Source organism: Xanthomonas sp. NCPPB 2250, assembly GCF_056725265.1.
Window position 1 is genome coordinate 1,794,314 of record NZ_CM161520.1, and the last position, 26,942, is coordinate 1,821,255.

Below are 26,942 nucleotides of genomic sequence, written 5' to 3' on the forward strand. Positions count from 1 at the left end.
AGTGGCATGCGCGTCCGGCGTCGCGCTCCAGCGCCGGGACACTTGCCGCTGCCGCGGCCTGCGCACCAGAATGCGGCTCTTCGCAGGCTTCGGCAGCCCCGCACATGCAGCGCTTTCTCCGCGCCTTCGGCGCCCGCTTTGCCGCATCGCTTCCGCGCGCGGCCGTCCTCGTACTGCTGTGCCTTGGCGCGCACCCGGGCCATGCGCAGGCCGCGTCGCCGCCGGCGCCCTCGCCAGTGCCGGTGACCCCGGCCGATCGCCTGCACCAAGCCTGGTGGGCCGAGCGCCACCAGCAGGTGTTGGCGCAGGTGCATGCGCGCCCGGATGCGCCGCTGCTGCTGATCGGCGATTCGATCACCCAGAACTACGAGAAGGCGCAGGCACCGGACGAAGACTTCCAGTCGACCTGGCAGACCTTCTACGGCAGCCGCGGCGCGCTCAACCTCGGCTTCAGCGGCGACGCCACCGAACACGTGCTGTGGCGCCTGCAGCACGGCGAGGTCGACGGCCTGCGGCCCAAGGTCGCGATCCTGCTGATCGGCACCAACAACACCGGCCACGAAGGGCACAGCGCGGCGGACACGGTGCGCGGCATCGATGCGGTGGTGGCCACGCTGGAGCAGCGCCTGCCGCGCACGCGCATCCTGTTGCTCGGCGTGCTGCCCAGCGGACTGTCGGCGCAGAAGAGCGCGCGCGATGCCGAGGTCAACCGCGCGCTGGCGGTGCGCTACGGCGACAACCCGCGCGTGGCCTACCTGGACATCGGCACGGTGTTCCAGCGCACCGACGGCACGCTGGATCCGAGCCTCTTCTACGATCCGCGGCAGCATCCCGGCAGTGGCGCGCTGCACCCGGACACGCGCGGGCAGCGGCGCATGGCCGAGGCCATCGAGCCGACCCTGGCGCGGCTGCTCGACGAGGCGCCGCGGGTGCCGCTGGACGCGATGACCGACGTCGACACCGCGCGTATCGCGGTGCCCTGGCTGGAGCAGGATTCCTACGACTGGTACGGACGCCACCATGCCGCGCTGGACGCGGCGCGGCAGTTGCAGCCGCAGGTGGTGATGCTCGGCGATTCGATCACCCATTTCTGGGCGGGCGCGCCCCAGGCGATCCGGGTGAATGGCGCGCAGGCCTGGCAGCGCACCTTCGGCGACGCGCCGGTGCTGAACCTGGGCTTCGGCTGGGACCGCACCCAGAACGTGCTGTGGCGGCTGCGCCAGGGCGAGGTGGACGGCCTGGCGCCGCGCTGGGTGGTGATCAACCTCGGCACCAACAATCTCGCCGGCACCGAGCATGCGCGCACCAACACGCCGCAGGAGACCGCCGACGGCGTCGCGGCGGTGGTCGCCGAGATCCGGCGGCGCCTGCCGCGCAGCCGGATCGTGCTGATGGGCATCTTCCCGCGCGGCTTCGCCGCCGATGCGCCGCAGCGTGCGCCGATCCTGGAAACCAACCGCCTGCTGGCCGCGCGCTTCGCCCACGACCCGCAGGTGCGCTGGCTCGACATCGGCGCGCGCTTCCTGCAGCCGGACGGCACCCTGCCGGCGGCGCTGATGCCCGATGGCACCCATCCCAGCGAAGCGGGCTACGCGATCTGGGGCGAGGCGCTGCGCAAGCTCGGCGTCGGCGGCTGAAAGGGCGTCTCGAACAACGCGCGTTGCCGCGGCTCAGCGGGACACGTGGTTGCCCTCGTAGGAGCGGCTTTAGCCGCGACAGGCGCTACCGATAACGCCTCGTCGCGGCTGAAGCCGCTCCTACAAGTGGCCTTCGGTCGTTGCTAGTGATGCCCGAAAGCCGCACCCGCCGCCGATGCGACCTCAGCCGTTATCGGGCTTGAGCAGTTCCAGCACGGCTTCGCGGCGCCGCACCGAGGCGTTGCGATAGCGCGCGAGCAGGGCGCGCTCCTGCGCGTCCTGCGCCAGCAACGGATAGTCGGCGGGCAGGTCCTGCACGCGCTTGCCGGGACCGACGCCGCACACCAGTTCGTCGAGCGAGCGGTTCAGCACGCTGCGCAGCGTCGGCAGCAGGCGGAAGCTCGGCGTTTCGCGGTCGTTCTCCCAGGCCGACACCGAGGACTTGGTGACGTCCAGCGCGAAGCCCAACTGCTCCTGGGTGAGCCCGGCGGCTTTTCTGGCTTCGCGCAAACGCTCGCCGAAGCTATTCATCGCGGTGGGCCTTGGGGGACGGCGGGCCTACCAAGATATGGAGCATCCGCCGGCTTGTCGTACAGTCACGCTTGACTCCAATTGTTCGGAGATTCAATACTCGTGCGGTGCGGAATGCACGGACGCGCGAGGATGCGCATGCAGGACATGGAGGTTGTGGACACGAGGGTGTCGGCGCCGCGGTGCGCCGCCGCCATGCGTTGGCCGATCGCGGCACGACGCGGCGCCTGCCGGTACGTGGGGGAGGGCGCATGGCCACCTACGAAGTGAGACTCCGGCGCGTCGCGCAACTGGAGCCGTCCTTGCAGGTGCTGGTGCATGCCGCCAATGCCTACCTGGCCGCGCGTGCGGCCGAACGCCACAACCCGGGCTACCGTGCCTACAAGGTGGCGGTGTGGGTGAAGGGCGTGCGCGTGGACATCGGTCCGTTGCGTCCGCCGCAGCGCTGAGCGCCGCGGCCTGCGCGCAGCCAACAAAAAACCCGCCGAAGCGGGTTTTGAGATCTTGCTCGACCTGTCGGTCGTGGTGCCCAGGAGAGGACTCGAACCTCCACGGTTTTACCCGCTAGTACCTGAAACTAGTGCGTCTACCAATTCCGCCACCTGGGCAACTCAGAACGAGGATTGTGCGCGTGGCGGCGGGCACTGTCAAGCGTTTTGCGACGGCGGCAGTGCAGCGCCGTCGCGGACGCGTCGGTGGCGACCTCAGTAGCCGACGTTGAAGCGCAGGCCCTGGTTGATCGCGCAGCGGTAGCCGAGGGTGCTGCCGGTCTGCTGGTAGCTGGGCAGGGCGAACACGAACATGGTGAAGTCCACCGTGTTGTCGGGATGCACCTGGTAGCGCAGGAACTGCTGGATCGGCTTGCCGTCGCGGCCGACGGTAACGTGCTCGTCGGCGAAGGACAGGGTGCCGTCGGCGGTGACGCGGTAGGCGCCGATGCGCAGGCCGCCACGGGTCTGGCTCGGGGTGGCGCCGCCGGAGGTCGGCGTGCACTGGCTCAGGTCGATCGCCACGGCGACGGAGGCGCCGCTGTCCAGGGCGCGCTGGATCTCGGTGAGCGAGCCGAGCGAGGCGTCGTCGGCAGTGGCGGCAGAAGCGCTGCCGGCGCTGGCGAACAGGGCGGCGGCGAGCAGGGAAGCGGACAGGCTGTGCATGGGGGAGGCTCCGGAGCGTGGGGGAGGGCGACGGATTGCCGGATGCAAACTAGCGAGGCGCCGAATCGGGTCAACCGACAAAATCGCGAACTTCCGCTGCCGTCACGGCGCATCTTCGAAGCAGGTCCGCTTGTGACAGCGCTGTGTCGGAATCGGCATCGCGCATGCTGTTTTCCGCCGAATCCGCGCGCCGTCGAAGCGTGCGCGGGTGCACAGCCGCGCGGCGCTTGGGATGTGCGCGGCACCGCTGCGTGCCTCGGTCGGATCGCGTCATCGATGCCGGCAATCGAGACCGGCGCAAAAATAGGCGTTGACAAGGTCGCGGCGGCACCGCAGAATTCGCGGCCTTCAGCGCCCAGGTGGCGGAATTGGTAGACGCACTAGTTTCAGGTACTAGCGGGTAAAACCGTGGAGGTTCGAGTCCTCTCCTGGGCACCACAGGCAACATCGCGAGAGCGCTGAACTCTCGCACCGACCGGCCCGCTGACGCGGGCTTCGTCGTTTCTGGGGCGCACGTTCGCCGCGGCGCGGCGCCCGGTTCGGGTGACGGCCACCTGCATGGGAGTACCATGCGCGGATGACAACTCGCAAAAGCAAGTCCGGCAAGCCCGGCAAATCCGCGTCTGGCGACGCGCCCACCTCCGATACGCCGAAGAAATCGCGTCTGCCCGCCTGGATGCCCAGCTTCCTGCGCCGTGGCCCCAAGCCGCCGCTGCAACCGCTGCACCCACCGTCGCCACCGCCGGCGGCCGCGCCCGACGTCGCCGCGCCGATCCAGGACCCCTATGCCGCACGCGAGGCCGAGCGCTACGCGCAGCCGATCGCCAGCCGCGAGGCGATCCTGCAACTGCTCGAACGCTGCGACGGCCCGCAGACCCTGGACGAACTGGCCGAACAGCTCGGCCTGACCGAGCCGACCCGCAAGGAAGCGCTGAGCAAGCGCCTGGGTGCGATGCTGCGCGAAGCCCAGGTTGTGCAGAACCGCCGCGGCGGCTACGCGCCGCTGCAGCAGACCAACCTGATCCCCGGCGTGGTGATCGCCAATCCGGACGGCTTCGGCTTCCTGCGCCCGGACGAGGGCGGCGACGACCTGTTCCTGCCGCCGTACGAAATGCGCAAGGTGCTGCATGGCGACCGCGCGCTGGCCAACGTCACCGGCATCGACCGCCGCGGCCGCCGCGAGGGCAGCATCGCGCGCGTGCTTGAGCGCGGCCTGACCCGCCTGATCGGCCGCTTCAGCCTGGAAGCCGGCATCGCCTTCGTGGTGCCGGACGACAAGCGCATCCAGCGCAACGTGCAGATCCCCGCCGATGCCGTCGGCGAGGCCCGCGACGGGCAACTGGTGGTGTGCGAACTCACCTCCGCGCCGGACGCGCGGCGCCCGCCGATCGGCAAGATCATCGCGGTGCTGGGCGACAAGCTGACCCCGTCGCTGCTGGTGGAAGCGGCGATCCACGGCCACGAACTGCCCTACGAATTCCCGCAGGAGGTGCTGGACGAGGCCGCGGCGGTGCCGCTGACGGTGGAGCCGGCGGCGATCAAGGGCCGCGTGGACCTGCGGCAGACGCCGCTGGTGACCATCGACGGTGCCGACGCCAAGGACTTCGACGACGCGGTGTTCTGCGAGTCCAACGCCGACGGGTTCCGCCTGGTGGTGGCGATCGCCGACGTGTCGCACTACGTGCGTCCGGGCACGCCGCTGGATACCGAAGCGGTCAAGCGCGCGACCTCGGTGTACTTCCCCGGTTTCGTGGTGCCGATGCTGCCGGAGACGTTGTCCAACGGCATCTGCTCGCTCAACCCCAAGGTCGACCGCATGTGCTTCGTCTGCGACATGCAGATCGACCGCCAGGGCGAGGTGGCCGGTGCGCGCTTCTACGAGGCGGTGATGAATTCGCACGCGCGGCTCACCTACGAGCAGGTGTGGCAGGCGGTGGGCGAAAAAGACGAGCAGGTGCGCAAGGACGTGGCGGCGGTGCTGCCGCAGCTGGAGCGGCTGCATCAGCTGTACCAGATCCTGGCCAAGGCGCGCGCGCGCCGCGGCGCGATCGAGTTCGAGACCGCGGAAGTGCGCTTCGTGCTCGACAACACCGGCGAGGTGACCCAGGCCGGCATGCTGGTGCGCAACGACGCGCACAAGCTGATCGAGGAATGCATGATCGCCGCCAACGTGGCCGCGGCGCGCTACCTGCTGGAAACGCATATCCCCGCGCCGTTCCGCGTGCACGAGCGCCCGCCGGAATCCAAGTACGCCGACCTGCTGGAGTTCCTCAAGGAGTTCAAGCTGAGCCTGCCGGCATGGAGCAAGGTGGTGCCGGGCGACTACACCAAGCTGCTGAAGAAGGTGCGCGAGCGCCCGGACGCGGCGCTGCTGGAATCGGTGCTGCTGCGCAGCCAGAGCATGGCCGTGTACTCGCCCGACAACGCCGGCCACTTCGGCCTGGCGCTGGAGGCGTACGCGCACTTCACCTCGCCGATCCGCCGTTATCCGGACCTGCTGGTGCATCGCGCGATCAAGTACGCGCTGACCCGCGGCGCGCCGGACAAGTACCTGTACGCGCCCCGCGCGATGGCGGCGCTGGCGCTGCAGTGCTCCGAGCGCGAGCGCCGCGCCGACGAGGCCGAGCGCGAGGTCGACGAGCGCTACCGCGCCGCGTGGATGGAGAAGCACGTCGGCGGGCAGTTCGACGGCGTGGTCAGCGGCGTCACCAGCTTCGGCCTGTTCGTCGAGCTGGACCAGTCCAAGGTCAACGGCCTGATCCACGTGACCCAGTTGCCGCAGGACTATTACCAGTTCGACGCGACCCGCAAGACCCTGACCGGCGAGCGCCGCGGGCGCGAGTTCCGCCTGGGCGACCGCGTGCGCATCCTGGTGCTGAAGGCGAGCATGGAAGAGCGCAAGATCGACTTCCGCCTGGTCGAGGAAGGCTCGTCGGCACACGACGAGTTGCCGCCGCCGCCGCCGCGTGGGCAGCCGGCCAAGCGCAAGAAAAAGAAGTACTGACGGCGCAGCGTCGCGGCGAGCCGCCTGGCGGCCGCCGCGATCGCGCTTCCCGTGCGTCGTGCGGGAGCCCTGCGCGATGCGGTTCGCAGCGGAGAGCGGATATGGAGCAGGAGCAGGAGTACAGCGGCGGTTGCCAGTGCGGTGCGGTGCGGTTCCGCGTGCGCGGACGGCTGCACGACGCCTCGATCTGCCATTGCCGGATGTGCCAGAAGGCGTTCGGCGCCTACTACGCGCCGCTGGTCTCCACCCGCGGTGCGGAATTGACCTGGACCCGCGGCACACCCAGGCGCTTCGCCTCGTCCAACCTGGTGCAGCGCGGCTTCTGCGCCGACTGCGGCACGCCGCTGACCTACGAAGCGCCGGACGGCATCGCGGTGGCGGCCGGCGCTTTCGACCATCCGGAGGCCGTGCCGCCGACTATCCAGTACGGCATCGAAGCGAAGTTGCCGTTCGTGGACGCGCTGCATCGGCTGTCGGCGATCCGCACCGAGGGCGACCTGGCCGCCGCGCCGTTCCTGGCCGATATCGTCCCGCGCCAGCATCCGGACCACGACACCGAGCACTGGCCGGTCTGAGCTGCGATGGGCAGTGCCGACGGCGAGCGGAGTGTGTCGGGAGACTGCCGGTAACCTCGGGTGATCGGCGCGCCAGGCAGCAGGCCGGGGTTCCCCAGGTCACCGCGTCGGGACTGAAGTCCCTCCCACAAGGCCCGTCGCGCCCAGACTGGATGGCGCTGCATCGGTGGTCTTGCCGCCGCGACACGCATGCCCCGGGCATCTCAGGAAAGCACGACGTCTCGGCCAGGCCGCTTCTGCCAATCCCGAATCCCCATTCCCCAATCCCAGCCCCCCAGGCATGACGCCAGCGGCCACAACCCCTACCATGCCCGCTTTCCTTACGCGTAGTCCCGCCTCATGAGCAAGCAGAACCAGTGGATCGTCGGCGTCAACGCCGTGGCGTCGTCGATCGAGAACGACGCCGACAACGTGCGCGAGGTGCTGGTGGAGGCGGGCAGCAAGAATCCGCGCCTGCAGGAGATCGAGGAGAACGCGCGGCGCAAGGGCATCGACGTGCGGCGGGTGAACACGCAGGCGCTGGACGGCGTCGGCGGCTCGGTGCGGCACCAGGGCGTGGCCGCGCGTTATGCCGCGGCGCGGACCTGGGCCGAGAGCGAATTGGAAGGCCTGGTCAGCGCCGCCGAGGGCCGCGCCCTGCTGCTGGTGCTGGACGGCGTGCAGGACCCGCACAACCTCGGCGCCTGCCTGCGCAGCGCCGCCGCGGCCGGGGTGACCGCGGTGGTGATTCCCAAGGACAAATCGGCGCCGGTCAACGCCACCGTGCGCAAGACCTCGGCCGGCGCCGCCGACCGCCTGCCGATCGTGGCGGTGACCAACCTGGCGCGCTGCCTGCGCGAGCTGCAGAAGCAGGGCGTGTGGATCTACGGCCTGGCCGGCGAGGCCGAGACCTCGCTGTACGCGCAGGACCTGCGTGGCAACGTGGCGCTGGTGCTGGGCGGCGAGTCCGACGGCCTGCGCCGGCTGACCCGGGAGCATTGCGACGGCCTGGTGCGGATCCCGATGCCGGGCGAGATCGAGAGCCTCAACGTCTCGGTCGCCGCCGGCGTGACCCTGTTCGAGGCGGTGCGGCAGCGCCTGGGCTGAGCGCGGTACCGCTGTGGCCGACCTGCGACACCAACGGCGCTCCCCCATCGGGAGCAAAAGCCACTCTCCCCCCGGGAGAGGGGTTGGGGTGAGGGTGCGGGGCGAAGCCATCGCGCATCAAGACAGCACCAGACTTCGCCCGCACCCTTGTCCGCCGCTGCGATGGATGCCTCCCCAGGCTGCGCCCGTACCCTCATCCGCCCCTTCGGGGCACCTTCTCCCGATGGGAGAAGGGAGCGCGCTGCGGCTGGAGCCCCTTTCCCGCCGGGAGAGGGGTTGGGGTGAGGGTGCGGGGCGAAGCCTTCGCGCATCAGGACGACACCAGGCTGCGCCCGTACCCTCATCCGCCCCTTCGGGGCTCCTTCTTCCGGTGGGAGAAGGGAGCGTGCTGCGATGGAATGTTGTTGCTGCTGTCCTGTGCAAAGGCCGCTCCGGCTTAACCGCCGCGCAATCTTCACGCGTCCTTTTCCCGCAGCCTGCTACCGCCTCCACCCGCAGCGACGCTTTTTTGCCTACCATGGGCGCTCGTCCCGTGTTCCGCTCCGGTAATGAGTCTGTGTCGCCCCCGTCCCCTTGACGCTGGCCCCCCGCGCCAGGGTCCTGTCGCGCCCCGCCTGCGTTGGATCGGGTCGGGACGGTGAACGTCGCCAGGGGGAGGGGGGAGACGGCGCTCGCACGCGACCGCGGGCGCGCCTGGCCGGCTGCCTGGCCGATGCTGCTGTTCTTGCTGCTTGCATTGGGCGTGGCGTGGCGCGCCGTTGCCGCCGATGGTGGCGCAGACGGGGTGCCGCCGCTACGCGACTACGCGATCGATTCCTGGACCTCGCGCAACGGCCTGCCGCACAACTCCCTGCGCGATCTGGCGCAGACCCCGGACGGCCGCCTGTGGTTCGCCACCTGGGAAGGGCTGGTGCGCTACAACGGCCAGGACTTCACCGTCATCGACCGCAGCACCCGGCCGGGCCTGCCCGACAACGGGGTGGGCTCGCTGTACGTGGACCGCGCCGGCGCGCTGTGGCTGAGCGATTCGCGCGGTAATCTCGGCCGCCACGATGCGGCCGGCAACTGGCGCTTCTGGCGGCAGCCGCCGGGCTGGCCGCATGCGCTGATCCACGCCATGACCCAGGACCGCGACGGCCGCATGTGGCTGCTGTTCGAAGGCAACGGCCTGGGCTGCCTGTGGCCGGACGGCCGCTTCGATTACCAGCCGGCGCCGCGCGACCTGCCGTTGGCGGCGAGCTTCCCGCACCTGGCCGCCGACGATCAGGGGCGCATCTGGATCGGCAGTCTCGATGGCCTGCTGTACCGCGACCCGCAGGGCGTGCTGCGGCGCGCGCCGGCCGCGTTCGGCCTGCCGCCGGGGCTGGCCTGGCCGTATCGGGCACCGGACGGCTCGCTGTGGGTGGTGGCCGGCGAGAACCTGTACAGACTGCAGGGCGAGCACGCGGTGCTCGTGCAGCACCTGCCGGGCTATGGCCATTTCACCTCGATGCTGCGCGACCGCGATGGCGCGATCTGGCTGGGCACCGAGAACCAGGGACTGCTGCGGATCAGTGTGCACGGCATCGAGCGCATGCTGCCGGGCGACGTGCTGCCCAACGGACGTATCGTCAGCCTGCTGCAGGACGCCGAGGGCAGCATCTGGATCGGCGCAAATGGCGGCCTGTTCCGGCTGCGCGAGACGCTGTTCGCCGGCTACACCCGCCGCGACGGACTCAGTGGCGACTACGTGCGGGCGCTGCTGGAGACGCCGGACGGCGCGCTGTGGATCGGCAGCGCCGCCGGGCTGGACCGGATGGCGCCGGATGGCCGCATCGCCCCGGTTGCGCTGCGCGACGCGCCATCGGTCCTGAGCCTGGCGCGCGGCAGCGACGGCGACCTGTGGATGGGCACCTACGCCGACGGCGTGTTTCGCCTGCGCGACGGCCGCGTCGTGCGCCACTACGGAACCAACGAGGGCTTGCCCAGCGGGCAGGTGCGTGCGCTCAGCGTCGATGCCGCCGGCACGGTCTGGATCGGCACGCGCAGCGGGGTGATGCGCATCGATGGCGACCGGCTGTCGGTGCCGGACGTGCCCGGCTTGCCGCACGGCCTGATCACCGCCCTGGCCAGCGTCGACGGCGCGCTGTGGATCGGCTCGGTCGAAGGCGCGGCGGTACTGCGTGATGGCCGGGTGCGGAAGCTGGCGCTGGAACCGCTGGGCGGCGCGCGCACCGTGTTCGGATTCCAGGCGCTGGGCCGCGACGTGTGGATTTCCACCGACCGCGGCCTGCACCGCGACCGCGACGGCCAGCTGGCGCGGGTGGGGCTGGAGCAGGGCATGCCGGTGGACACGGTGTTCCAACTGGTCCGCGACCGCCTCGGCAATGTCTGGATCAGCAGCAACCGCGGCGTGCTGCGGACCACCGCGGCGGCGCTGGACGCGGTCGCCGACGGCCGCCAGGCACGGTTGCAGGTGAGCCGTTACGACGAGATCGACGGCATGTCCAACGCCCAGGGCAATGGCAGCTCCGGGCCGTCGATGATCCTGCGCCATGACGGTACGGTGTGGCTGGTCACCGCCGGCGGCGTCAGCATGGTCGATCCGCGGCGCCTGGCGCGCTTCCGCGATCGTTTGCCGCCGCCGGCCGCGATCGAGAGCGTGCTGCTGGATGGCCAGCCCTTCCCGTGGCAGAACACGTCGCAACTGCCCGGCGCCAAGCGCATCACCGTGTCCTACGTCGGCCTCAGCTATCTGCTGCCCGAGCGCATCCGCTACCGCACCCGGCTCGACGGCCTGGACACCGGTTGGATCGACCGCGGCAACCAGCGCAGCGTGGAGTTCATCGGGCTGCCGCCGGGCGACTACACCCTGCACGTGGCCGCGGCGCATCCGGACGGCGCCTGGAGCACGCGCGAAGCCGTGTGGCGTTTCAGCGTGGCGCCGCTGTGGTGGCAGCGACACAGCGTCCATGCGGCGGCCGTGGTGGCGCTGCTGCTGGCGCTGGTGCTGCTGTACCGCTACCTGATCGCGCGCTACAAACGTCGCGCCCTGCGCCTGGAGCGGTTGGTGGCGCGGCGCACCAGCGCGCTGCGGCTGCAGACCGAGCGCCTGCTGCAGGCCGATGCCGAGAAGAGCCAGCTGCTGGCGGAACTGCAGCGCCAGGCCACCGCGTTCGAGCGCCTGGCGCACGAGGATGCGCTAACCGCGTTGCCCAACCGGCGTCACTTCGACGAGGTGCTGGTGCACAGCATGCAGCGCGCGCAACGCAGTGGCGCGCCGCTGTGCCTGTTGGTGATGGACATCGACCGCTTCAAGCAGATCAACGACGGCTACTCGCATGCCACCGGCGATGCGGTGCTGCGCGAGGTCGGGCAACTGCTGCTGAGCGCCTGCCGCGCCTCCGACCTGCCGGCGCGTCTGGGCGGCGAAGAGTTCGCGGTGCTGCTCGGCGACACGCCGCTGGCCGACGCCGAGCGCCTGGCCACGCGCCTGCGCGACCTGTTCCATGCACGCCTGCAGTGGGCGCCCGAGGCGCCGGCGCTGCGCGTCACCTTCAGCGCCGGCCTGGTCGCGCTGCGCCCGGACGACACGCCGAGCCAGTGGCTGGAACGCGCCGATGGCGCGCTTTACCGGGCCAAGGGCATGGGGCGCGATCGGGTGTGCGTGGGTTGAGTGCATGCGTTCGGGCATGCGGATCGAGTGCTGTCGTTCTGCCTTGTCGCGTGATCGCAGACGCGAGCGTTTCAGCGTGCGGCGTGCTGGTCCAGCATCTCCAGCGCCATCTCCGCCGCCTCACGGGTGTCTGGATGTTCCGACTGCAACGACAGGGCCAGCCCCGCGCGCAAGGTCGGATCCGCAAAGGCGGCGGCTAACTGCGTGACCCAGTAGCGGCTGCCGTCAGGTAGCGCGGGATCGTCGAGCGCCTCCCGGATCGCGGCAAGGGCGTCGCTGCGGTCGCAGGCATGGAACACGTCCTCGACCAGCGGATAGATACCCCAGCCATCGCCGTGGCCGAAGGAGCGCAGGAACAGCGGCAGCACGTCGCGGTCCGGATCGGCCAGAAACAGCCGTCTCGCCGCGTCATAGGCGTCGATCAGCGCCTGGGTGAGCTGGTCGTCGTCGGGCAGCGGCTGGTGCGCGCGCAGGAACACCATCGCGTCGGTCTTGTTCACTAGAGCGCGTTTATCTTCATGGCGCGCCATGATGCGCGTTGTCGTGCGGTGGCGCAGCGCCTGCTTCGGTCGCCGCGGCATCAATCGCGGCGTCAGCGCGGTTGCGGCGCAATTGCTGCAGCAGGATCAGGGCGACCGCCAGCGCGAACAGGTTCAGCCCAAGGAAGCTCGCGCCCTCCGGGCGGAACAGGGTGAACAGGAAGTGGCTGCCGAGCATGAAGTTTGCGCCGGTCTTGAGCGGGGCGAACTGGACGCCGGCGGTGAGATGAAATCCGCAGGCGAACATGTAGCTGACCCAAGGACTGTTGAAGGCCGGCACCTGCGCCAGCCAGAACGTCCGGTTGACGCGGATCGCGTTGGGCCGGCCTTCCAGCAACTGGATGCCGCAGTAGATACCCCAGCTGTAGAGCGCGGCGAACGCGGCGCAGATGATCCAGTCGGCCGGCTGCCGCAGATTCGGCACCTGGCTGACGATGGCAAGAAAGCCGATGCCGGCGCCGCCGATGTCGAGAATGCCGATGCTGCGGCGCTTCCATGCTTGCATGACGCTGTCGTCCTGGTTGTGGGGGCGCCTTGGCCGGCGCGGCGGCGAGCGTAGCACGCGTGCCGGCGTGTCTCGGGATGCGGTCGTGCTCGTGCGAATGCACGCCTCGAAGTGGCGGCCGAGGAACAGGATCAGCGCGTAGCCAGATGCCGCGATACCTTCGCGGTCAGCAGCTGCACCAGCGCCGGATCCATGTAGGCGAAGTCGTCGGGGATGCCGAGGCAGACGATGCGTGCGCGGCCGAGATGGCGCTTGAACCGGCGCGACAGCTTGGTGCGATGCGCCGGTTCCATGACGAAGACGATGTCCGCCCACTCCAGCAGTTCCGGGGTGATTGGGGTGTCCGCGTCGTGGTCGACGCCGGCCGAGGCGGTGTCCACGCCGGGCCAGGTGGCGAACACCTGTTCCGCGGTGGGGCTGCGCAGCCGGTTGCGGCTGCAGACGAACAGCAGGTGGCGGGTCATGCGAGCCGCTGCCGGCGTGTGCGCGGCGCTATCACGGGTGGTTCGGCCGCCATGGCGACGGGCCAACGCGCAGGCGGTGCGCGCGTGTCGTGCAATCCATGCCGCGGCTATGGCGCCGCGCCGACCGGCGGGGCCGGCCAGGCGTTGGCGATCTTGCAGAACAGGCGCGCGGTCTGCTCGGTGTCGTAGACCGCGCTGTGCGCGTCGGCGGCGTTCCAGTCGAAGCCGGCGGCCTGCACCGCGCGCGCCAGCACGGTCTGGCCGTAGGCGATGCCGGCGAGGGTGACGGTGTCGAACACGCTGAAGGGATGGAACGGGTTGCGTTTGTGGCCGCAGCGGGCGACCGTGGCATTGAGGAAGTTGAGATCGAAATGGGCGTTGTGGCCGACAAGGATGGCGCGCTGGCACCCGTACTTCTTCACCGCCGCGCGCACCGGCGCGAACACGTGGTCCAGCGCCTCGCGTTCGGGCTTGGCGAAGCGGAACGGATGGTCCAGGACAATGCCGGTGACCTCCAGCGACTTCGGATCGATCAGGGTGCCCGGCGCCGGTACCACGTGCGCGCTGGCGGTGACGCCGGGATACAACTGGCCGAAATCGTCCATCTCGATCGGCACCACCGCGATCTCCAGCAGCGCATGCTTGTTCCAGTCGAAACCGCCGGTTTCCACGTCCACCACCACAGGCAGGTAGCCGCGGAAACGCCGCGACATCGGGGTGATGACCAGGGGTTGCGAGGGGCTGTCGACCGAATCGTTCATCCGCCAAGGTTAGCAGAGCGCGGCCGCCGGCCGCCGCGGCGTCACTCCGGCAAGCGCGTGCCGAGCACGCTGCCCTGCGCGCGCAGCCGTTCCAGCAGGGCCGCGCCCTCGTACAGCAGGGCGGCGGGCGCAAGGCCGTGCGCGGCGGCCAGGTCCAGCAGCAGTGCGCGTCCGCTGCGCGTGCCGGACTGCAGCGCCGCCAGCACGTCATAGGCCAGCGGCGCCAGTTCGGCGAAGCGCACCTGGCCGTCGGCCTCGCGCCGCGCCAGCAGGCAGGTCGGCTGCGCCGGCGCCGTGTCCGGCTGCCAGGCCGGGCCGATGCGCTGCACCGGCCAGCGGTAGCGCAGCAGGCGTAGCCAGGGCGACAGCAGCGGGATGCCGTCGAGCAGGTCGCCGTGTGGCGCGTGCGGCGGCAGCGCCGCGTCGTCGATCTGCACCTGCAGTTCCACGGTCTCGTAGTGCGCCAGTTCGGCCAGCCACGGGCGCTGCGGATCGGGCGCGCGCTGCGCCAGGAACGCCACCAGTTCGTCGCCCAGGCGCGGGAACAGCGGGGTGCGGGCGCGGTGTTCGGCGCAGAACGCGCGCAGCAGCGCCGTCCAGTCGGTGTCGCCGAGGGTGGCGCGCAGCACCGGAAACTGGCCGCCCAGCAGCTGCGCCAGATTGTCGAAGAACAGGGCGCGATACACCGCCAGGCGCTGTGGCGGGATGTCAGCGGGCGGCGGGTGCCGCTGAGGATCGCGCAGATGCAGGGTCAGCGCGAACTGCTGCGCGCGCAGCGTCTCGCTCATGCGTCGGGCGACTGCGCACGCGCCTGCGTGGCGCGGATGCACTGCACTTCGTCCAGCAGCTCGCCCAGCGGCGGGAACTGGCCGTCGCGCTCGAGCACGGTGGGACGCACGCCGTGCAGGCGGTAGGCGGCGGCGAGCAGGGTCCACACCGGGTCGGCCACCGGCGCGGCGTGGGTGTCGATCTTCAGCCCGCTGGCCGGGTCGTCGCGGTGTCCGGCGACGTGGTACGAGGCGATGCGCGCGCTGGGCAGGGCGGCGAGGAAGGCCAGCGCGTCGTCGCCGTGGTTGCACGCATTGACGTGCACGTTGTTGACGTCCAGCAGCAGGTCGCAGTCGGCCTCGGCCAGCACCGCGGTCACGAAGGCGGCTTCGCTCATCGCCTGGCCCGGTGCGGCGTAGTAGGAGACGTTTTCCACCGCGATGCGCCGGCCCAGCGCGTCCTGCACCTGGGCGATGCGCGCGCCGACGTGGCGCACCGCTTCGTCGGTGAACGGCAGCGGCATCAGTTCGTAGAGGTGGCCGTCGTCGGCGCTGTAGCTGAGGTGCTCGCTGTACAGCGCGACCCGGTGCCGGTCGAGGAACTCCCGGGTCTGCTGCAGCAGGGTGGTGTCCAGCGCCGCCACGCCGCCCAGCGACAGCGACAGGCCGTGGCAGCTGAGCGGATGCCGCGCGCTCAGCGTCTGCAGCAGTTCCCCGGGGCGGCCACCGACGCCGATCCAGTTGTCCGGTGCGCATTCGAGGAAATCGAACGCGTCCGCCGGTGCCTGCAGCAGGTCCTGCAGCAGGCCGCGGCGCAGCCCGAGGCCGGCGCTGGCCGCGGCCAGCGGCCGGGCGTCGTACCGGGGTGGTTCAGAGGCTGCCACCGCATTTGCCCTCGCCGCACTTGCCTTCGGCCATGGCCTTGTCGTCGTGCTTGGCCTGGGGTGTGGCGGCGCGAGCGGCCGCCTCGGGCTTGGCCGGCGTCGCCGCCGGGGCGTGCGCGCCGCAACTGCCGTCGCCGGCCTTGGCGCCGCAGCCGCCTTCGCTGGCCTTGGCCGGATCGGCGGCCTGCCTGGCCTGCGCCGGCGGCGCGGGCGTCGGCGTTGCCGGCGCGCTCGCCTCGCTGCTTTGCGGCGGGGTGACGGCAGCCTGCGCGCCCAGCGCATAGCCCTGGGCGAGGTCGGTCATCGCCAGCGCGGAAGCGGACAGGCCGATCCCGCCAAGCAGGACCGCACCGGCGAGGGCAGAGGACGGACGGGACGACGTGGACATGCGCAGGCTCCTGGCGATGGACGGGGCCGGTCGGGGAGGCCGGCAGTGCGCCAAGCCTACCCGCTGCCGCACCGCGCTGCATGCGGCGCTGCGTGACAACAAAAAAGGCTCCGTTGCGCACGGAGCCCGGGGACGCCAGGGCGGCGGAACGGCGCATGGCCGGTCCGCACGCCGGGGGTCAGATGCCGCTGGTGGAGCTGGTCTCGTCGCGCTTGTCGCGCGGCGGCAGCGGCTCGTCGCCGTGCACCAGGAACCACACGTTCTCGGCGATGTTGGTGGCGTGGTCGCCGATCCGCTCCAGGTTCTTGGCCATGAACAGCAGGTGCGTGCACGGGGTGATGTTGCGCGGGTCTTCCATCATGTAGGTCAGCAGCTCGCGGAACAGCGCGGTGTACTGCGCATCGAGCTGCGCGTCGCCCTGGCGCACCAGCAGCGCGGCGTCGGCGTCGTTGTTCTGGTAGGCGGCCAGCGCCGCGCGCACCTGTTCGGCGGCGAGCTTGCCGAGCTGGCGCAGGCCCAGGGTCTGCGGCATGGGCGGGGACATGTTCAGCGCGATCGAGCGCTTGGCGACGTTGGCGGCGTAGTCGCCGATGCGTTCGACGTCGGCGGGAATGCGCAGGCCGGCCAGGATCTCGCGCAGGTCGCGCGCCATCGGCCCGCGCAGCGCCAGGCGCATCACGTCATGGCTGATGGAGTGTTCGAGCGCGTCGATTGCTTCGTCGTTGACGACGATGCGCAGCGCGGCGTTGTCGTCGCGGCGTTCGACCACGTCCAGCGCCGCTTCCAACTGCGCCACCGCGGTTTCGCCCATGCGCACGATCTCGGCGGCGAGGCGATGCTGTTCTTCGTCGTAGCTCTTCACGATGTGCTCGTTGGGCTGAGTGTTCATGTCGTAGGTCCAATAGGTGCGTTGGTGTCGCCGCGGCCATGCCTGGCGGTGCGGTGCTGGCGTCGCCGGGCGCCCGCCCGAGGGGCGGCGGGCGCGGCCGCTGCGACGAGGCAGCGGCGGCCGCAGCGGCTCAGCCGAAACGGCCGGTGATGTAGTCTTCGGTCTGCTGCTTGTTCGGCTGCGAGAAGATGATTTCGGTGCGGTCGTGCTCGATCAGGTCGCCCAGGTACATGAAGGCGGTGTAGTCGGACACGCGCGCGGCCTGCTGCATGTTGTGGGTGACGATGACGATGGTGTAGTCGTTCTTCAGCTCTTCCACCAGTTGCTCGATGCGGCTGGTCGAGATCGGGTCCAGCGCCGAGGTCGGTTCGTCGAGCAGCAGCACGTCCGGGCGCAGCGCCACCGCGCGGGCGATGCACAGGCGCTGCTGCTGGCCGCCGGACAGGCCCAGCGCGCTCTGCCCGAGCTTGTCCTTGACCTCGTCCCACAGCGCGCCCTGGCGCAGCGCGTGCTCGACGCGGTCGGCCATGTCGGCCTTGGACAGCTTCTCGTGGTGGCGGATGCCGTAGGCGACGTTCTCGAAGATGGTCATCGGGAACGGCACCGGCTTCTGGAACACCATGCCGACCTTGCTGCGCAGGCGGTTCATCGGGTACTTCGGCGAGAGGATGTTCTCGCCGTCCAGCAGCACCTCGCCGCGCGCTTCCAGCTTCGGGTACAGCGCGTAGATGCGGTTGAAGATGCGCAGCAGGGTGGACTTGCCGCAGCCGGACGGGCCGATCAGCGCGGTGACGCGCTTCTCCGGCACCTCCAGGTTGATGCCCTTCAGTGCGTGGTACTTGTCGTAGTAGAAGTCCAGGCCGCGCGCGGCGATCTTGACCGGCGACGGCGCCAGTGCGGTGTGCCCGTGGGGCATGGCGATGCGGTGCATCGGTGCGGCGTTGTGGTGATCGTTCATGGCCGGGTCCATAGGGGGCTCAATCGTTGGATGTCTTGTAGCGCCGCAGAATGCCGCGCGCGCCGAGGCTGACCAGCAGCACGAACACGGTCAGCACCAGGGCGCCCGACCAGGCCAATTGCTGCCAGGTGGGGTAGGGGCTGCCGGCAAAGGAGTTCATCACCACCGGGACGCTCGCCATCGGCTGCATGATGTTGTTGTTCCAGTACTGGTTGCCGAACGCGGTGAACAGCAGCGGCGCGGTCTCGCCGCTTATGCGCGCCAGCGCCAGCAGCACGCCGGTGACGATGCCGGCCGAAGCGCTGCGGTACAGCACCTGGATGGTCACCTTCCATTGCGGAATGCCCAAGGACAGGGCCGCTTCGCGCATCTGCGCCGGCACCAGGCGCAGCATCTCGTCGGTGGTGCGCACCACCACCGGCAGCACGATGAAGGCCAGCGACAGCGCACCGGCCATGGCCGAGAAGCGCCCGCCGGTCTGCATCACGTACAGCGTGTACACGAACAGGCCGAGCACGATCGACGGCGCCGACAGCAGGATGTCGTTGACGAAGCGCACCACCTGGCCGGTCTTGCGCGCGTTGCCGTATTCGGCCAGCCAGGTGCCGGCGGCCACGCCCAGCGGGGTGCCGATCAGCAACGCCAGGCCGCACATCACCGCGCTGCCGAAAAACGCGTTGGCCAGGCCGCCTTCTTCGCCCGGCGGCGGGGTCATGCGGGTGAACAGGTCCACGTTGATGCCCGAGATGCCCTTGGCCAGCAGGGTCCACAGGATCCAGCCCAGGAACACCAGCCCGAACAGCGCGGTGAGGCAGGACAGCAGCAGCGCGAACACGTTGATCACGCGGCGGCGGTTGTACAGGCGGTGGGCGACGTCGGCGGCCATCTCAGTTTCCCTCCTTGCGCGACAGTTGCGCCAGCATCAGGCGGGCGATCGCCAGCACGATGAAGGTGACGATGAACAGCACGAAGCCCAGCAGCAGCAGCGCCGAGCGGTAGGTCTCGGTGGCTTCGCCGAAGTCGTTGGCGATCAGCGCGGCGATGGTGGTGCCCGGCTCCAGCAGCGACGGCGACAGCCGCACCGTGTTGCCGACCACGAAGGCCACCGCCATGGTCTCGCCGAGCGCGCGGCCCAGGCCCAGGAAGATGCCGCCGATCACTGCCGAGCGTGTGTAGGGCAGCACGATGTCCCAGCTCACTTCCCACTTGGTCGAGCCCAGCGCGTAGGCCGATTCCTTCAGCCGCGTCGGCACGGTGAGGAACACTTCGCGCATCACCGAGGAGATGAACGGGATCACCATGATCGCCAGCACGAAACCGGCAGTGAGCAGGCCGATGCCCAGGGGCGGGCCCTGGAACATCGGGCCGATCAGCGGCAACGTGCCCAGGTGGTCGTTGAGCCACGGCGTGCCGTACTCGGTCATCACCGGTACCAGCACGAACAGACCCCACATGCCGTAGATGATCGAGGGAATGCCGGCCAGCAGTTCGATCGCGGTCCCGATCGGGCCGCGCAGCCAGCGTGGCGACACCTCGGTGAGGAAGAAGGCGATGCCGTAGCTCACCGGCACCGCGATCAGCATCGCGATCAGTGCGGTGACCAGGGTGCCGTAGATCGGCGCCAGCGCGCCGTACTTGTTCTCGACCGGATTCCATTCGCTGGAATAGAAGAAGCTCAGGCCCTGCAGCTGCAGGGCGTGGCGGCCGCCCCACAGCATCGACAGCGCCGCGCTGGCCAGGGCGACGAGGACGAACACGACGGTGGCGGTGAGGATCCAGCGGAACAATCGGTCGGCGCGGGCGTCACGCAGGTCGCGTCCGCGTGGCGCCGACATCGCTTCGGGAAGGACAGTGCTGTTCATGGGCTCGGTCGTCGCCGGAGCACGCGCCTGCGCGCTCCGATCGTGGCCGCGGCGGGGATGACCGCGCGCGGTGGGTGGTTGCATCGCTCCCGCACAGGCGGGAACCCGAAAGTCCGGATCACAAGTTGCCGAGACGGCGACCGGCGGCGCCTGGACTGCACCGCCGGTCGCCGGTTGCCGCCGCGGTGCGCGCAGTGCGCACCGCAGTGGCGCTTACTTGAATTCCTTGCTCCAGTAGGACTCGATCTGCTGCACCAGTTCCGGCGGCAGCGGCACGTAGTGCAGGGCGTCGGCCTGCGGCTGGCCCTTCTCGAAGGCCCACTTGAAGAAGTCCAGGGTCGCCTTGCTGCGCGCCGGGTCCTTGGCCTGCTTGTGCATCAGCATGAAGTTGGTGGCGGTGATCGGCCACGCCTGTGCGCCCGCGGCGTTGGTGATGACCAGGTTGAAGTCCTTGGCGTTGGCCCAGTCGGCCGACGCGGCGGCCGCGGCGAAGCTCTCGGCATTGGGCTGCACCCAGTTGCCGGCGGCGTTCTGCATCGACGCGTACGGCATCTTGTTCTGCAGCGCGTAGGCCAGTTCGACGTAGCCGATCGAGCCCTTGATCTGCTGCACGTACGAGGCCACGCCTTCGTTGCCCTTGCCGCCTACGCCGCCCGGCCACTGCACCGAGGTGCCTTCGCCGACCTTGCCCTTCCACTCCGGGCTGACCTTGGACAGGTAGTTGGTGAAGTTGAAGCTGGTACCCGAGCCGTCGGAGCGGTGCACCAGGTTGATCTTGGTGTCGGGCAGGGTCACGCCCGGATTCAGCGCGGTCAGCGCCGGGTCGTTCCACTTGCTGATCTTGCCCAGGAAGATGTCCGCCAGCACCGGGCCGGTCAGCCGCAGCTTGCCTGCGTCCATGCCGTCGAGGTTGACCACCGGCACCACCCCCCCAATCGCCGAGGGGAACTGGCCGAGGCCGGCCGCGGCCAGCTCGGCGCTGTCCAGCGGCTTGTCGGAAGAGCCGAAATCGACCGTGCCGGCCTTGATCTGGGCGATGCCGCCGCCGGAACCGATCGACTGGTAGTTGATCTTGTTGCCGGTGGCCGCGTTGTAGTCGGCCGACCACTTGGAGATCAGCGGGTAGATGAAGGAGGCACCGGCGCCGGAAATCTCCGCCGCGGTCTTGGCGCCGGCGGCCGGCGCGGCAGCGGGCGTCCCGCCTGCCGCATCGGCGGCGCCCTGCTTGTCGCCGTTGCCGGGCTGGCAGGCGGTGACGGCGAAGGCCAGGGCGAGGGACAGGACGGCAATGCGCGCCGGCTGCAGTTTCATGGGGGTCACTCCGTAGCGAAGAGCGCCGGGACATCCGGCGGATGCTCGCTATGAAATGATATTTTTGTTACAGCGAGATGACTTGCGGACTGGTTGGCGGACGCCATCACGGGATGCGGCGTTGGCGCCGCCTTCCGGGACAGTGGCGGGGCAGGGCGGCGTGGCCCCGCTGGGCCTCCGCACGGCTCCGACAGCGCGGACAAAAAAAGACGCGGACCCTGCGATCCGCGCCTTCGGGACATCGCCTTGCCGGCGCGCGAGCGCCGGACGGGCGAGACGCCGGCTTACTTCATGTTCTGCGCCCAGTAGGCTTCGATCTGCTTGACCAGCGGCTCCGGCAGCGGCACGTAGTCCAGCGCCTTGGCCTGCGGCTGGCCCTGCTCGAACGACCACTTGAAGAAGTCCAGCGCGGCCTTCGACGACGCCGGCTTCTTGGCCTTCTTGTACATGATGGCCCAGGTGGTGGCGGTGATCGGCCACGCGTCCTGGCCCGGCGCGTTGGTCATGATCAGGTTGAAGTCCTTGGCCGACTTCCAGTCCGCGGTGGCGGCGGCGGCGGAGAAGGTCTTGTCGTCCGGCATCACGAAACGGCCGGCGGCGTTCTTCATGCCGGCGTAGCTGAGCTTGTTCTGCAGCGCGTAGGCGTACTCGACGTAGCCGATGCCGCCGCGGATCTGCTTGACGTAGGCGGCCACGCCTTCGTTGCCCTTGCCGCCGATGCCGGCCGGCCACTGCACGGCGGTGCCTTCACCGACCTTGCTCTTCCACTCCGGGCTGACCTTGGACAGGTAGTTGGTGAAGTTGAAGCTGGTGCCCGAACCGTCGGAGCGGTGCACGATGGTGATCTTCAGGTCGGGCAGGGTCAGGCCCGGGTTCAGCGCGGCGATCGCCGGGTCGTTCCACTTGGTGATCTTGCCGAGGAAGATGTTGGCCAGCACGGTGCCGTCGAGCTTCATCGCGCCCGGGGCCACGCCCGCCACGTTGAACACCGGCACGATGCCGCCGATCACGACCGGGAACTGGCCCAGGCCGAACTTTTCCAGCTCCGCGCCGCTCAGCGGCTTGTCGGAGGCGCCGAAATCGACCGTGGCCGCCTGGATCTGCGCGATGCCGCCGCCGGAACCGATCGACTGGTAGTTGACGCGGTTGCCGCTTTTCTCAGCATAGGCAGCCGACCACTTCGACAGCACCGGGTAGACGAAGCTGGAGCCTGCGCCAGTGACGTCGGTGGCTTGCGCCGCGAGCGAAAACGTAGCGACCGCGGCGGCTGCCAGCAGTCGGAGCTTGAGGGAACGCATCGGGAGAACTCCTGAAATAGGTGGAATGCCGGCACCCCGGCCGGCATCGGCTGCATTCCAAGACTTTTTCATGAACGTCTGAAGAAAATCAGATGTCAGTCCGGTGACAGCCTTGCCGGACAGGGTTGCCTTCGTTTCGAAACGAAGCTGACTCAAAACCGTCATGTCTTTGACGGAATCTTTACAAATGGTCGGGCCATCGCACTGGGGCCGCACCGCACCCATACCACCCTGCCACCACCCATCGGAGAGATTCTAATGCGTTCCCATCTTCTCGCCACGGCGATCCTCGCCAGCCTCGGCCTCGCGTCGGCGCCGCAGGCGTTCGCGGCGAAGGCCAAGGCCAGCAGCAACCCGCCCGCCGTCAGCGCTGCCCAGCTGCAGCAGCTGCAGGCTCAGATCGAAGCGCTGCAGACCCAGGTCCAGCAACTGCAGGCGCAGTCGGAAGCCCTGCAGGCGCAGTCCGACGCGCAGTCGGAAGTGAATGTCGTGCAGGCCCAGGCGACCGAAACGGCGCAGGCCAGCGCCGCCAAGGTCGACAAGCTCGCCAAGCTGGTCAACGACAACAAGATCGGCGGCCGCATGTTCTTCGACCTGACCAACATCGACCGCACCAGCGGCGGCGCCAAGACCGCCGCCAGCGGCACCGGTCTGGACGTCAAGCGCTTCTACCTGACCGTCGACCACAGCTTCAACGAGATCTGGTCGGCCAACCTGACCACCGACTTCCAATACAGCTCGGCGCTGTCCAACACCCAGTTGTTCGTCAAGAAGGCCTACGTGCAGGGCAAGTTCGACGACGCCTTCGCGCTGCGCATCGGTGCCGCCGACATGCCGTGGGTGCCGTTCGTCGAGAAGTTCTACGGCTACCGCTACGTCGAGAACACCCTGACCGACCGCCTGAAGTACGCCAACTCCTCCGACTGGGGCCTGCACGCCTTCGGCGACCTGGGCTCGCAGGTCAACTACGCGATGTCGGTGGTCAACGGTGCCGGCTACAAGAACCCGACCCGCGGCAAGGGCATGGACGTGGAAGGCCGCGTCGCCTACATGCCGATGCAGAACCTGGCCATCGCCGTCGGCGCCTACTCGGGCAAGCTGGGCAAGGAAACCGACATCCTCGACGCGCAGCACGACTACACCCGCGCCGATGCGATGGTCGCCTACGCCGATTCCAACTTCCGTCTGGGCGGCGAGTACTTCCAGGCCAAGAACCTCAACAACGTGCTGACCCCGGCCACCGACAAGTCCAGCGGCTGGTCGGTGTGGGGCAGCGTGGCGCTGACCGACGGCGGCATCAACGCCTTCGCCCGCTACGACAAGACCGACCTGAGCAAGACCATCGACCCGACCCTGGCCGACAAGTACTGGAACGTCGGCGTCGAGTTCCCGGTGCTGAAGAACCTGAAGCTGGCCACCGTGTACAAGTACACGCACCAGGACAACGCCAGCAAGAAGACCGACGTGGAAACCAAGGAATTCGGCGTCTGGGGCGACCTGTCGTTCTGATTCGCGGAGATTCCCCCAGGTTGTACGAAAGGCGGCGCATTGCGCCGCCTTTCTTTTTTGCGGCGTGATCGCCGAGGCGCGCGATGGGGCGCGGGCCGGGGTGCCTTTCACGGTTCGCGTCGACGGCCGTGGACGATGCTGTGAATTGTGCGGCGCAGCACTTGTCATCACCGAAGTGCCTTCCTACTGTCGAGGCATGCTCGCTCGCCTGTCCATGCTGTTGTTGACTGCGTTGCTGGCGCTGTCCGCGATCCGTGCAGGATCGGCCGCGGCGGCGGCACCGGTGGCGCTGTGTGCGAGCGCCTGTGCCAGCGATGTCGACGCCGACCGCGATGGGGTGCCGCCCGAGCTGGACGCGCCAGCCGCCGATCCCGATCCCCACGATGCACCGCTCGCGGTCGCGCCCGCGTTGTTTCCGCCGGCTCTCCTGATCGGGCCCGTCTTGGCTGCGCGCGCGGCGGCGCCTCGCCGCAGCTATCGCCGCCCCGCACTGCGTCCTCCATCCCGGGCCTGACGCCTGCATCGCCGCAGTGGCGATGCCGATTCCCCTCTGTTGTTTGCGTCTGCGTCGTGCCCAGTGCGGTACGGCCGCTCTCCCCCTGTGCCTGGAGATTCCCCATGCAACGTTTGCTCGACGGCTTCCGCCACTTCCGCAACGAGGTCTATCCCCGCCAACGCGGGCTGTTCCGGCAGCTCGCCGCCGGCCAGACCCCGCACACGCTGTTCATCACCTGTGCCGATTCGCGGGTGATGCCGGAACTAATGTTCGCCGCGCAGCCCGGCGAGCTGTTCGTCTACCGCAACATCGGCAACGTGGTGCCGCCGTACTCGCAGCACGTCAGCGGCGTGGTCGCGGCGATCGAATACGCGGTGGCGGTGCTGCAGGTCGAACACATCGTGATCTGCGGCCATACCGATTGCGGCGCAATGAAGGCGGTGCTCAATCCCGCCTCCCTGCAGGATGTGCCGACCGTGGCGGCCTGGCTCAAGCACACCGACAGCGCGCGCCAGGTCGCCGCGCAACACGGCCATGCCGCCCATGCCGAGGATGCGCTGCACTGCCTGACCGAGGAGAACGTGGTGGCGCAGCTGGACCACCTGCGCACGCAACCGGTGGTGGCGGCGCGGCTGGCGCGCGGCGCGCTGCGCATCCATGGCTGGATCTACGACATCGGCCATGGCGAGATCCGCGCCTTCGACGCGGAGCAGGGGCGCTTCCTGCCGCTGCTGCCGGAAGCCGGTCGGCGCCCGCCCGATGCCACGCCGCCGCCGCGCCTGGCGCCGGTCCTGCGCAACGTCGCCGTCTGAGGAGTCGTCCATGCACACCATGACAGAGCACGCTCCGGCCGGCGCTTCCGCGCTGGCCCGTTACCTGCGCGGCGGCGCCTTCGGCCGCGACCTGCTGGCCTCGGTGGTGGTCTTCCTGGTCGCCTTGCCGCTGTGCATGGGCATCGCGATCGCATCGGGCATGCCGCCGGCCGCCGGCCTGATCACCGGTATCGTCGGCGGTCTGGTGGTCGGCTTGATCGCCGGCTCGCCGCTGCAGGTCAGCGGCCCGGCCGCGGGATTGGCGGTGCTGGTGTTCGAACTGGTCCGCGCGCACGGCGTGGCGGCGCTGGGGCCGGTGATCCTGCTGGCCGGTGCGATCCAACTGCTGGCCGGGTTGTGTCGCGCCGGCGTGTGGTTCCGCATGACCTCGCCGGCGGTGGTCGCTGGCATGCTCTCGGGCATCGGCATCCTGATCGTCGCCTCGCAGTCGCACGTGCTGCTGGATGCGGCACCGAAGGCGCGCGGCCTGGAGAACTTCGCCGCGTTGCCGGCGGTGCTGTGGCGCGCGCTGGACGCCGGCGTGGGGCGTGCCGCCTTGCTGGTCGGCCTGGGCACCATCGCGATCATGCTGGTGTGGGAGCGCTTGCGTCCGCAGCGCCTGCGCTTCGTCCCGGGCGCCTTGCTGGCGGTGGTGGCGATGACCGCACTGGTGCAAGTGCAGGGGCTGGACGTGCGCAAGGTCGACGTGCCGGCCAACCTGCTCTCGGCGATCCGGGTGCCGAGCCTGGACGACATGCTCGGCGTGCTCGATGCCACGCTGCTGCTGTCGGCGCTGACCTTCGCCTTCATCGCCAGCGCCGAGACCCTGCTGTCGGCGGCGGCGGTGGACCGCATGCACCAGGGGCCGCGTACCCGGTACGACCGCGAACTGGCGGCGCAGGGCGTGGGCAACATGCTGTGCGGTCTGCTTGGCGCGTTGCCGATGACCGGCGTGATCGTACGCAGCGCGGCCAACGTGCAGGCCGGCGCGGCCACCCGCGTCTCCACCATGCTGCACGCGGGCTGGCTGCTGGTGTTCGCGCTGCTGCTGCCCTGGCTGCTGCGGATGACGCCGGTGGCGTGCCTGGCCGGCATCCTGGTCTACACCGGGCTGAAGATGGTCAAGCTGGGGCAGGTGCGCGAACTGGCCGCGTACGGCCGCGGCACCGCCGCGATCTACCTGGCGACGACTTTCGCCATCGTCGCCACCGACCTGCTGACCGGCGTGTTGATCGGTTTCGCGTTGTCGCTGCTGCGGCTGGCGCTGCAGCAGTCGCGGCTGACGGTCGACGTGCATGCGCACGAGGACGCCGGCGCAGAGGACGCTGGTGCCGGTGCGGGCAAGCTGCGCCTGTCGCTGGAGGGCTCGGCCACCTTCCTGCGCGTGCCGACGATGGCGCGGACCCTGGAGCGGCTGCCGCCCAACACCGAGCTGCACCTGGACGTGGCGCGGCTACGCCATGTCGACCATGCGTGCCTGGAACTGTTGCGCGACTGGAGCCGCAACGCCGCGTCCCGCGGTTGCGCGCTGGTGGTGGACTGGAAGGAACTGGACCGGCGCGTGGAAGGGCAACGCGCGGCGTAGTCGGTGGATGTTGCCGGCAGTTGCGCGTTGGTCATGCGAACACCGGCAGGAGCGGATTCGACCGCGACGAACGTAGGTGGGCAGTGTTGGCTGCGCAGAGCGTCGCGGCTGAAGCCGCTCCTACAATGCAGCCGGAGCGATCCCTGCTGGCGTTGTATGAGCGGTTTCGCCCGTGGCGAGCGCTGCCGGTGGCGGAGATTGTCGCGGCTGAAGCCGCTCCTACAGGAGCTGGGTGGCATCTCGTGGAGAACTGTAGGAGCGGTTTCAACCGC

Annotated in this window: 25 protein-coding genes and 2 tRNA genes; 11 read left to right on the top strand and 16 right to left on the bottom strand. The window is 69.6% G+C overall.

Going from position 1 to position 26,942, the window contains the following annotated elements:
* Positions 1–104 precede the first annotated feature (104 nt).
* Positions 105–1,637 carry a GDSL-type esterase/lipase family protein gene (locus AC1PMG_RS07440; protein WP_481111166.1) on the top strand — a complete coding sequence of 511 codons (1,533 nt, stop codon included), beginning with the start codon at positions 105–107 and terminating at the stop codon, positions 1,635–1,637.
* Between the two features lie 183 nt (positions 1,638–1,820).
* On the opposite strand, the gene AC1PMG_RS07445 is transcribed toward AC1PMG_RS07440, so the two are convergent.
* Complete coding sequence (locus tag AC1PMG_RS07445) at positions 1,821–2,168, bottom strand: helix-turn-helix domain-containing protein (RefSeq protein WP_017910998.1); 348 nt, start codon at positions 2,166–2,168, stop codon at positions 1,821–1,823.
* A 251-nt stretch (positions 2,169–2,419) separates the two neighbouring features.
* Here AC1PMG_RS07445 and AC1PMG_RS07450 point away from each other — a divergent pair, with 251 nt between their 5' ends.
* A complete protein-coding gene (locus AC1PMG_RS07450; protein ID WP_010343993.1) occupies positions 2,420–2,617 on the top strand; it encodes a hypothetical protein in 198 nt (65 codons plus the stop codon).
* Positions 2,618–2,691: 74 nt separating this feature from the next.
* Here AC1PMG_RS07450 and AC1PMG_RS07455 read toward each other — a convergent pair.
* Both AC1PMG_RS07455 and AC1PMG_RS07460 read right to left on the bottom strand, forming a co-directional pair.
* Positions 2,692–2,776 (bottom strand) — tRNA-Leu (locus tag AC1PMG_RS07455).
* A 96-nt stretch (positions 2,777–2,872) separates the two neighbouring features.
* Positions 2,873–3,322, bottom strand: coding sequence for a VirK family protein (locus tag AC1PMG_RS07460; protein WP_152245914.1), 450 nt, complete (start codon positions 3,320–3,322; stop codon positions 2,873–2,875).
* Between the two features lie 353 nt (positions 3,323–3,675).
* Between AC1PMG_RS07460 and AC1PMG_RS07465 the strand changes: the two genes are divergently transcribed.
* From AC1PMG_RS07465 to AC1PMG_RS07485, 5 genes are all read left to right on the top strand, one after another.
* Positions 3,676–3,760, top strand: a tRNA-Leu gene (locus AC1PMG_RS07465).
* Positions 3,761–3,998: 238 nt separating this feature from the next.
* Complete coding sequence (gene rnr / locus AC1PMG_RS07470) at positions 3,999–6,326, top strand: ribonuclease R (protein ID WP_481111635.1); 2,328 nt, start codon at positions 3,999–4,001, stop codon at positions 6,324–6,326.
* A gap of 101 nt (positions 6,327–6,427) precedes the next feature.
* Positions 6,428–6,901 (top strand): GFA family protein, encoded by a 474-nt coding sequence (locus AC1PMG_RS07475; protein WP_481111167.1) that lies wholly within the window; start codon positions 6,428–6,430, stop codon positions 6,899–6,901.
* Between the two features lie 339 nt (positions 6,902–7,240).
* Entirely contained in the window at positions 7,241–7,987 is a 747-nt protein-coding gene (gene rlmB, locus AC1PMG_RS07480) for a 23S rRNA (guanosine(2251)-2'-O)-methyltransferase RlmB (RefSeq protein WP_017913459.1), read from the top strand.
* A gap of 712 nt (positions 7,988–8,699) precedes the next feature.
* Positions 8,700–11,642: a ligand-binding sensor domain-containing diguanylate cyclase gene (locus AC1PMG_RS07485; RefSeq protein ID WP_481111168.1), complete on the top strand. Its 2,943-nt coding sequence runs from the start codon at positions 8,700–8,702 to the stop codon at positions 11,640–11,642.
* Between the two features lie 71 nt (positions 11,643–11,713).
* Here AC1PMG_RS07485 and AC1PMG_RS07490 read toward each other — a convergent pair whose 3' ends face one another.
* The 13 genes from AC1PMG_RS07490 to pstS (AC1PMG_RS07550) all read right to left on the bottom strand — a co-directional run bounded on the left by AC1PMG_RS07490 (position 11,714) and on the right by pstS (AC1PMG_RS07550) (position 22,268).
* Complete coding sequence (locus tag AC1PMG_RS07490; RefSeq protein ID WP_481111169.1) at positions 11,714–12,142, bottom strand: hypothetical protein; 429 nt, start codon at positions 12,140–12,142, stop codon at positions 11,714–11,716.
* Positions 12,143–12,158: 16 nt separating this feature from the next.
* A complete protein-coding gene (locus AC1PMG_RS07495) occupies positions 12,159–12,686 on the bottom strand; it encodes a hypothetical protein (RefSeq protein ID WP_481111170.1) in 528 nt (175 codons plus the stop codon).
* A 131-nt stretch (positions 12,687–12,817) separates the two neighbouring features.
* Positions 12,818–13,150 (bottom strand): low molecular weight protein tyrosine phosphatase family protein, encoded by a 333-nt coding sequence (locus AC1PMG_RS07500; RefSeq protein WP_481111171.1) that lies wholly within the window; start codon positions 13,148–13,150, stop codon positions 12,818–12,820.
* A gap of 107 nt (positions 13,151–13,257) precedes the next feature.
* Positions 13,258–13,911, bottom strand: a complete 654-nt coding sequence (gene rnt, locus AC1PMG_RS07505) for a ribonuclease T (RefSeq protein ID WP_017911007.1) — start codon at positions 13,909–13,911, stop codon at positions 13,258–13,260.
* A 41-nt stretch (positions 13,912–13,952) separates the two neighbouring features.
* Positions 13,953–14,699 (bottom strand): HvfC family RiPP maturation protein, encoded by a 747-nt coding sequence (locus AC1PMG_RS07510; protein ID WP_481111172.1) that lies wholly within the window; start codon positions 14,697–14,699, stop codon positions 13,953–13,955.
* Positions 14,696–15,562, bottom strand: a complete 867-nt coding sequence (locus AC1PMG_RS07515) for an HvfB family MNIO-type RiPP peptide maturase (RefSeq protein WP_481111173.1) — start codon at positions 15,560–15,562, stop codon at positions 14,696–14,698. Before AC1PMG_RS07515 ends, AC1PMG_RS07510 begins: the two co-directional genes overlap by 4 nt.
* A complete protein-coding gene (locus AC1PMG_RS07520) occupies positions 15,549–15,950 on the bottom strand; it encodes an HvfA family oxazolone/thioamide-modified RiPP metallophore (protein ID WP_481111174.1) in 402 nt (133 codons plus the stop codon). The genes AC1PMG_RS07515 and AC1PMG_RS07520 overlap by 14 nt, the downstream gene beginning before the upstream one ends.
* 178 nt (positions 15,951–16,128) lie before the next feature.
* On the bottom strand, positions 16,129–16,839 hold the full coding sequence (gene phoU, locus AC1PMG_RS07525; RefSeq protein WP_017914020.1) for a phosphate signaling complex protein PhoU: 711 nt from the start codon (positions 16,837–16,839) through the stop codon (positions 16,129–16,131).
* A 130-nt stretch (positions 16,840–16,969) separates the two neighbouring features.
* Entirely contained in the window at positions 16,970–17,797 is an 828-nt protein-coding gene (gene pstB, locus AC1PMG_RS07530; protein WP_481111175.1) for a phosphate ABC transporter ATP-binding protein PstB, read from the bottom strand.
* A 19-nt stretch (positions 17,798–17,816) separates the two neighbouring features.
* Complete coding sequence (gene pstA / locus AC1PMG_RS07535) at positions 17,817–18,683, bottom strand: phosphate ABC transporter permease PstA (RefSeq protein WP_160965750.1); 867 nt, start codon at positions 18,681–18,683, stop codon at positions 17,817–17,819.
* A 1-nt stretch (position 18,684) separates the two neighbouring features.
* The gene (gene pstC / locus AC1PMG_RS07540; RefSeq protein ID WP_481111176.1) at positions 18,685–19,659 is read right to left on the bottom strand and encodes a phosphate ABC transporter permease subunit PstC; all 975 of its coding nucleotides are present in this window, start codon (positions 19,657–19,659) and stop codon (positions 18,685–18,687) included.
* Positions 19,660–19,872: 213 nt separating this feature from the next.
* Positions 19,873–20,970 carry a phosphate ABC transporter substrate-binding protein PstS gene (gene pstS / locus AC1PMG_RS07545; RefSeq protein ID WP_043092425.1) on the bottom strand — a complete coding sequence of 366 codons (1,098 nt, stop codon included), beginning with the start codon at positions 20,968–20,970 and terminating at the stop codon, positions 19,873–19,875.
* A gap of 284 nt (positions 20,971–21,254) precedes the next feature.
* On the bottom strand, positions 21,255–22,268 hold the full coding sequence (gene pstS, locus AC1PMG_RS07550; RefSeq protein WP_481111177.1) for a phosphate ABC transporter substrate-binding protein PstS: 1,014 nt from the start codon (positions 22,266–22,268) through the stop codon (positions 21,255–21,257).
* A gap of 258 nt (positions 22,269–22,526) precedes the next feature.
* Between pstS (AC1PMG_RS07550) and AC1PMG_RS07555 the strand changes: the two genes are divergently transcribed.
* The 4 genes from AC1PMG_RS07555 (at position 22,527) to AC1PMG_RS07570 (ending at position 26,670) form a co-directional block, all read left to right on the top strand.
* Positions 22,527–23,777 carry a porin gene (locus tag AC1PMG_RS07555; protein WP_017910158.1) on the top strand — a complete coding sequence of 417 codons (1,251 nt, stop codon included), beginning with the start codon at positions 22,527–22,529 and terminating at the stop codon, positions 23,775–23,777.
* Positions 23,778–23,973: 196 nt separating this feature from the next.
* Positions 23,974–24,291, top strand: coding sequence for a hypothetical protein (locus AC1PMG_RS07560; RefSeq protein ID WP_481111178.1), 318 nt, complete (start codon positions 23,974–23,976; stop codon positions 24,289–24,291).
* Between the two features lie 104 nt (positions 24,292–24,395).
* Positions 24,396–25,085, top strand: a complete 690-nt coding sequence (locus AC1PMG_RS07565; RefSeq protein WP_019801843.1) for a carbonic anhydrase — start codon at positions 24,396–24,398, stop codon at positions 25,083–25,085.
* A 10-nt stretch (positions 25,086–25,095) separates the two neighbouring features.
* On the top strand, positions 25,096–26,670 hold the full coding sequence (locus AC1PMG_RS07570; RefSeq protein WP_481111179.1) for a SulP family inorganic anion transporter: 1,575 nt from the start codon (positions 25,096–25,098) through the stop codon (positions 26,668–26,670).
* Positions 26,671–26,942: the final 272 nt, after the last annotated feature.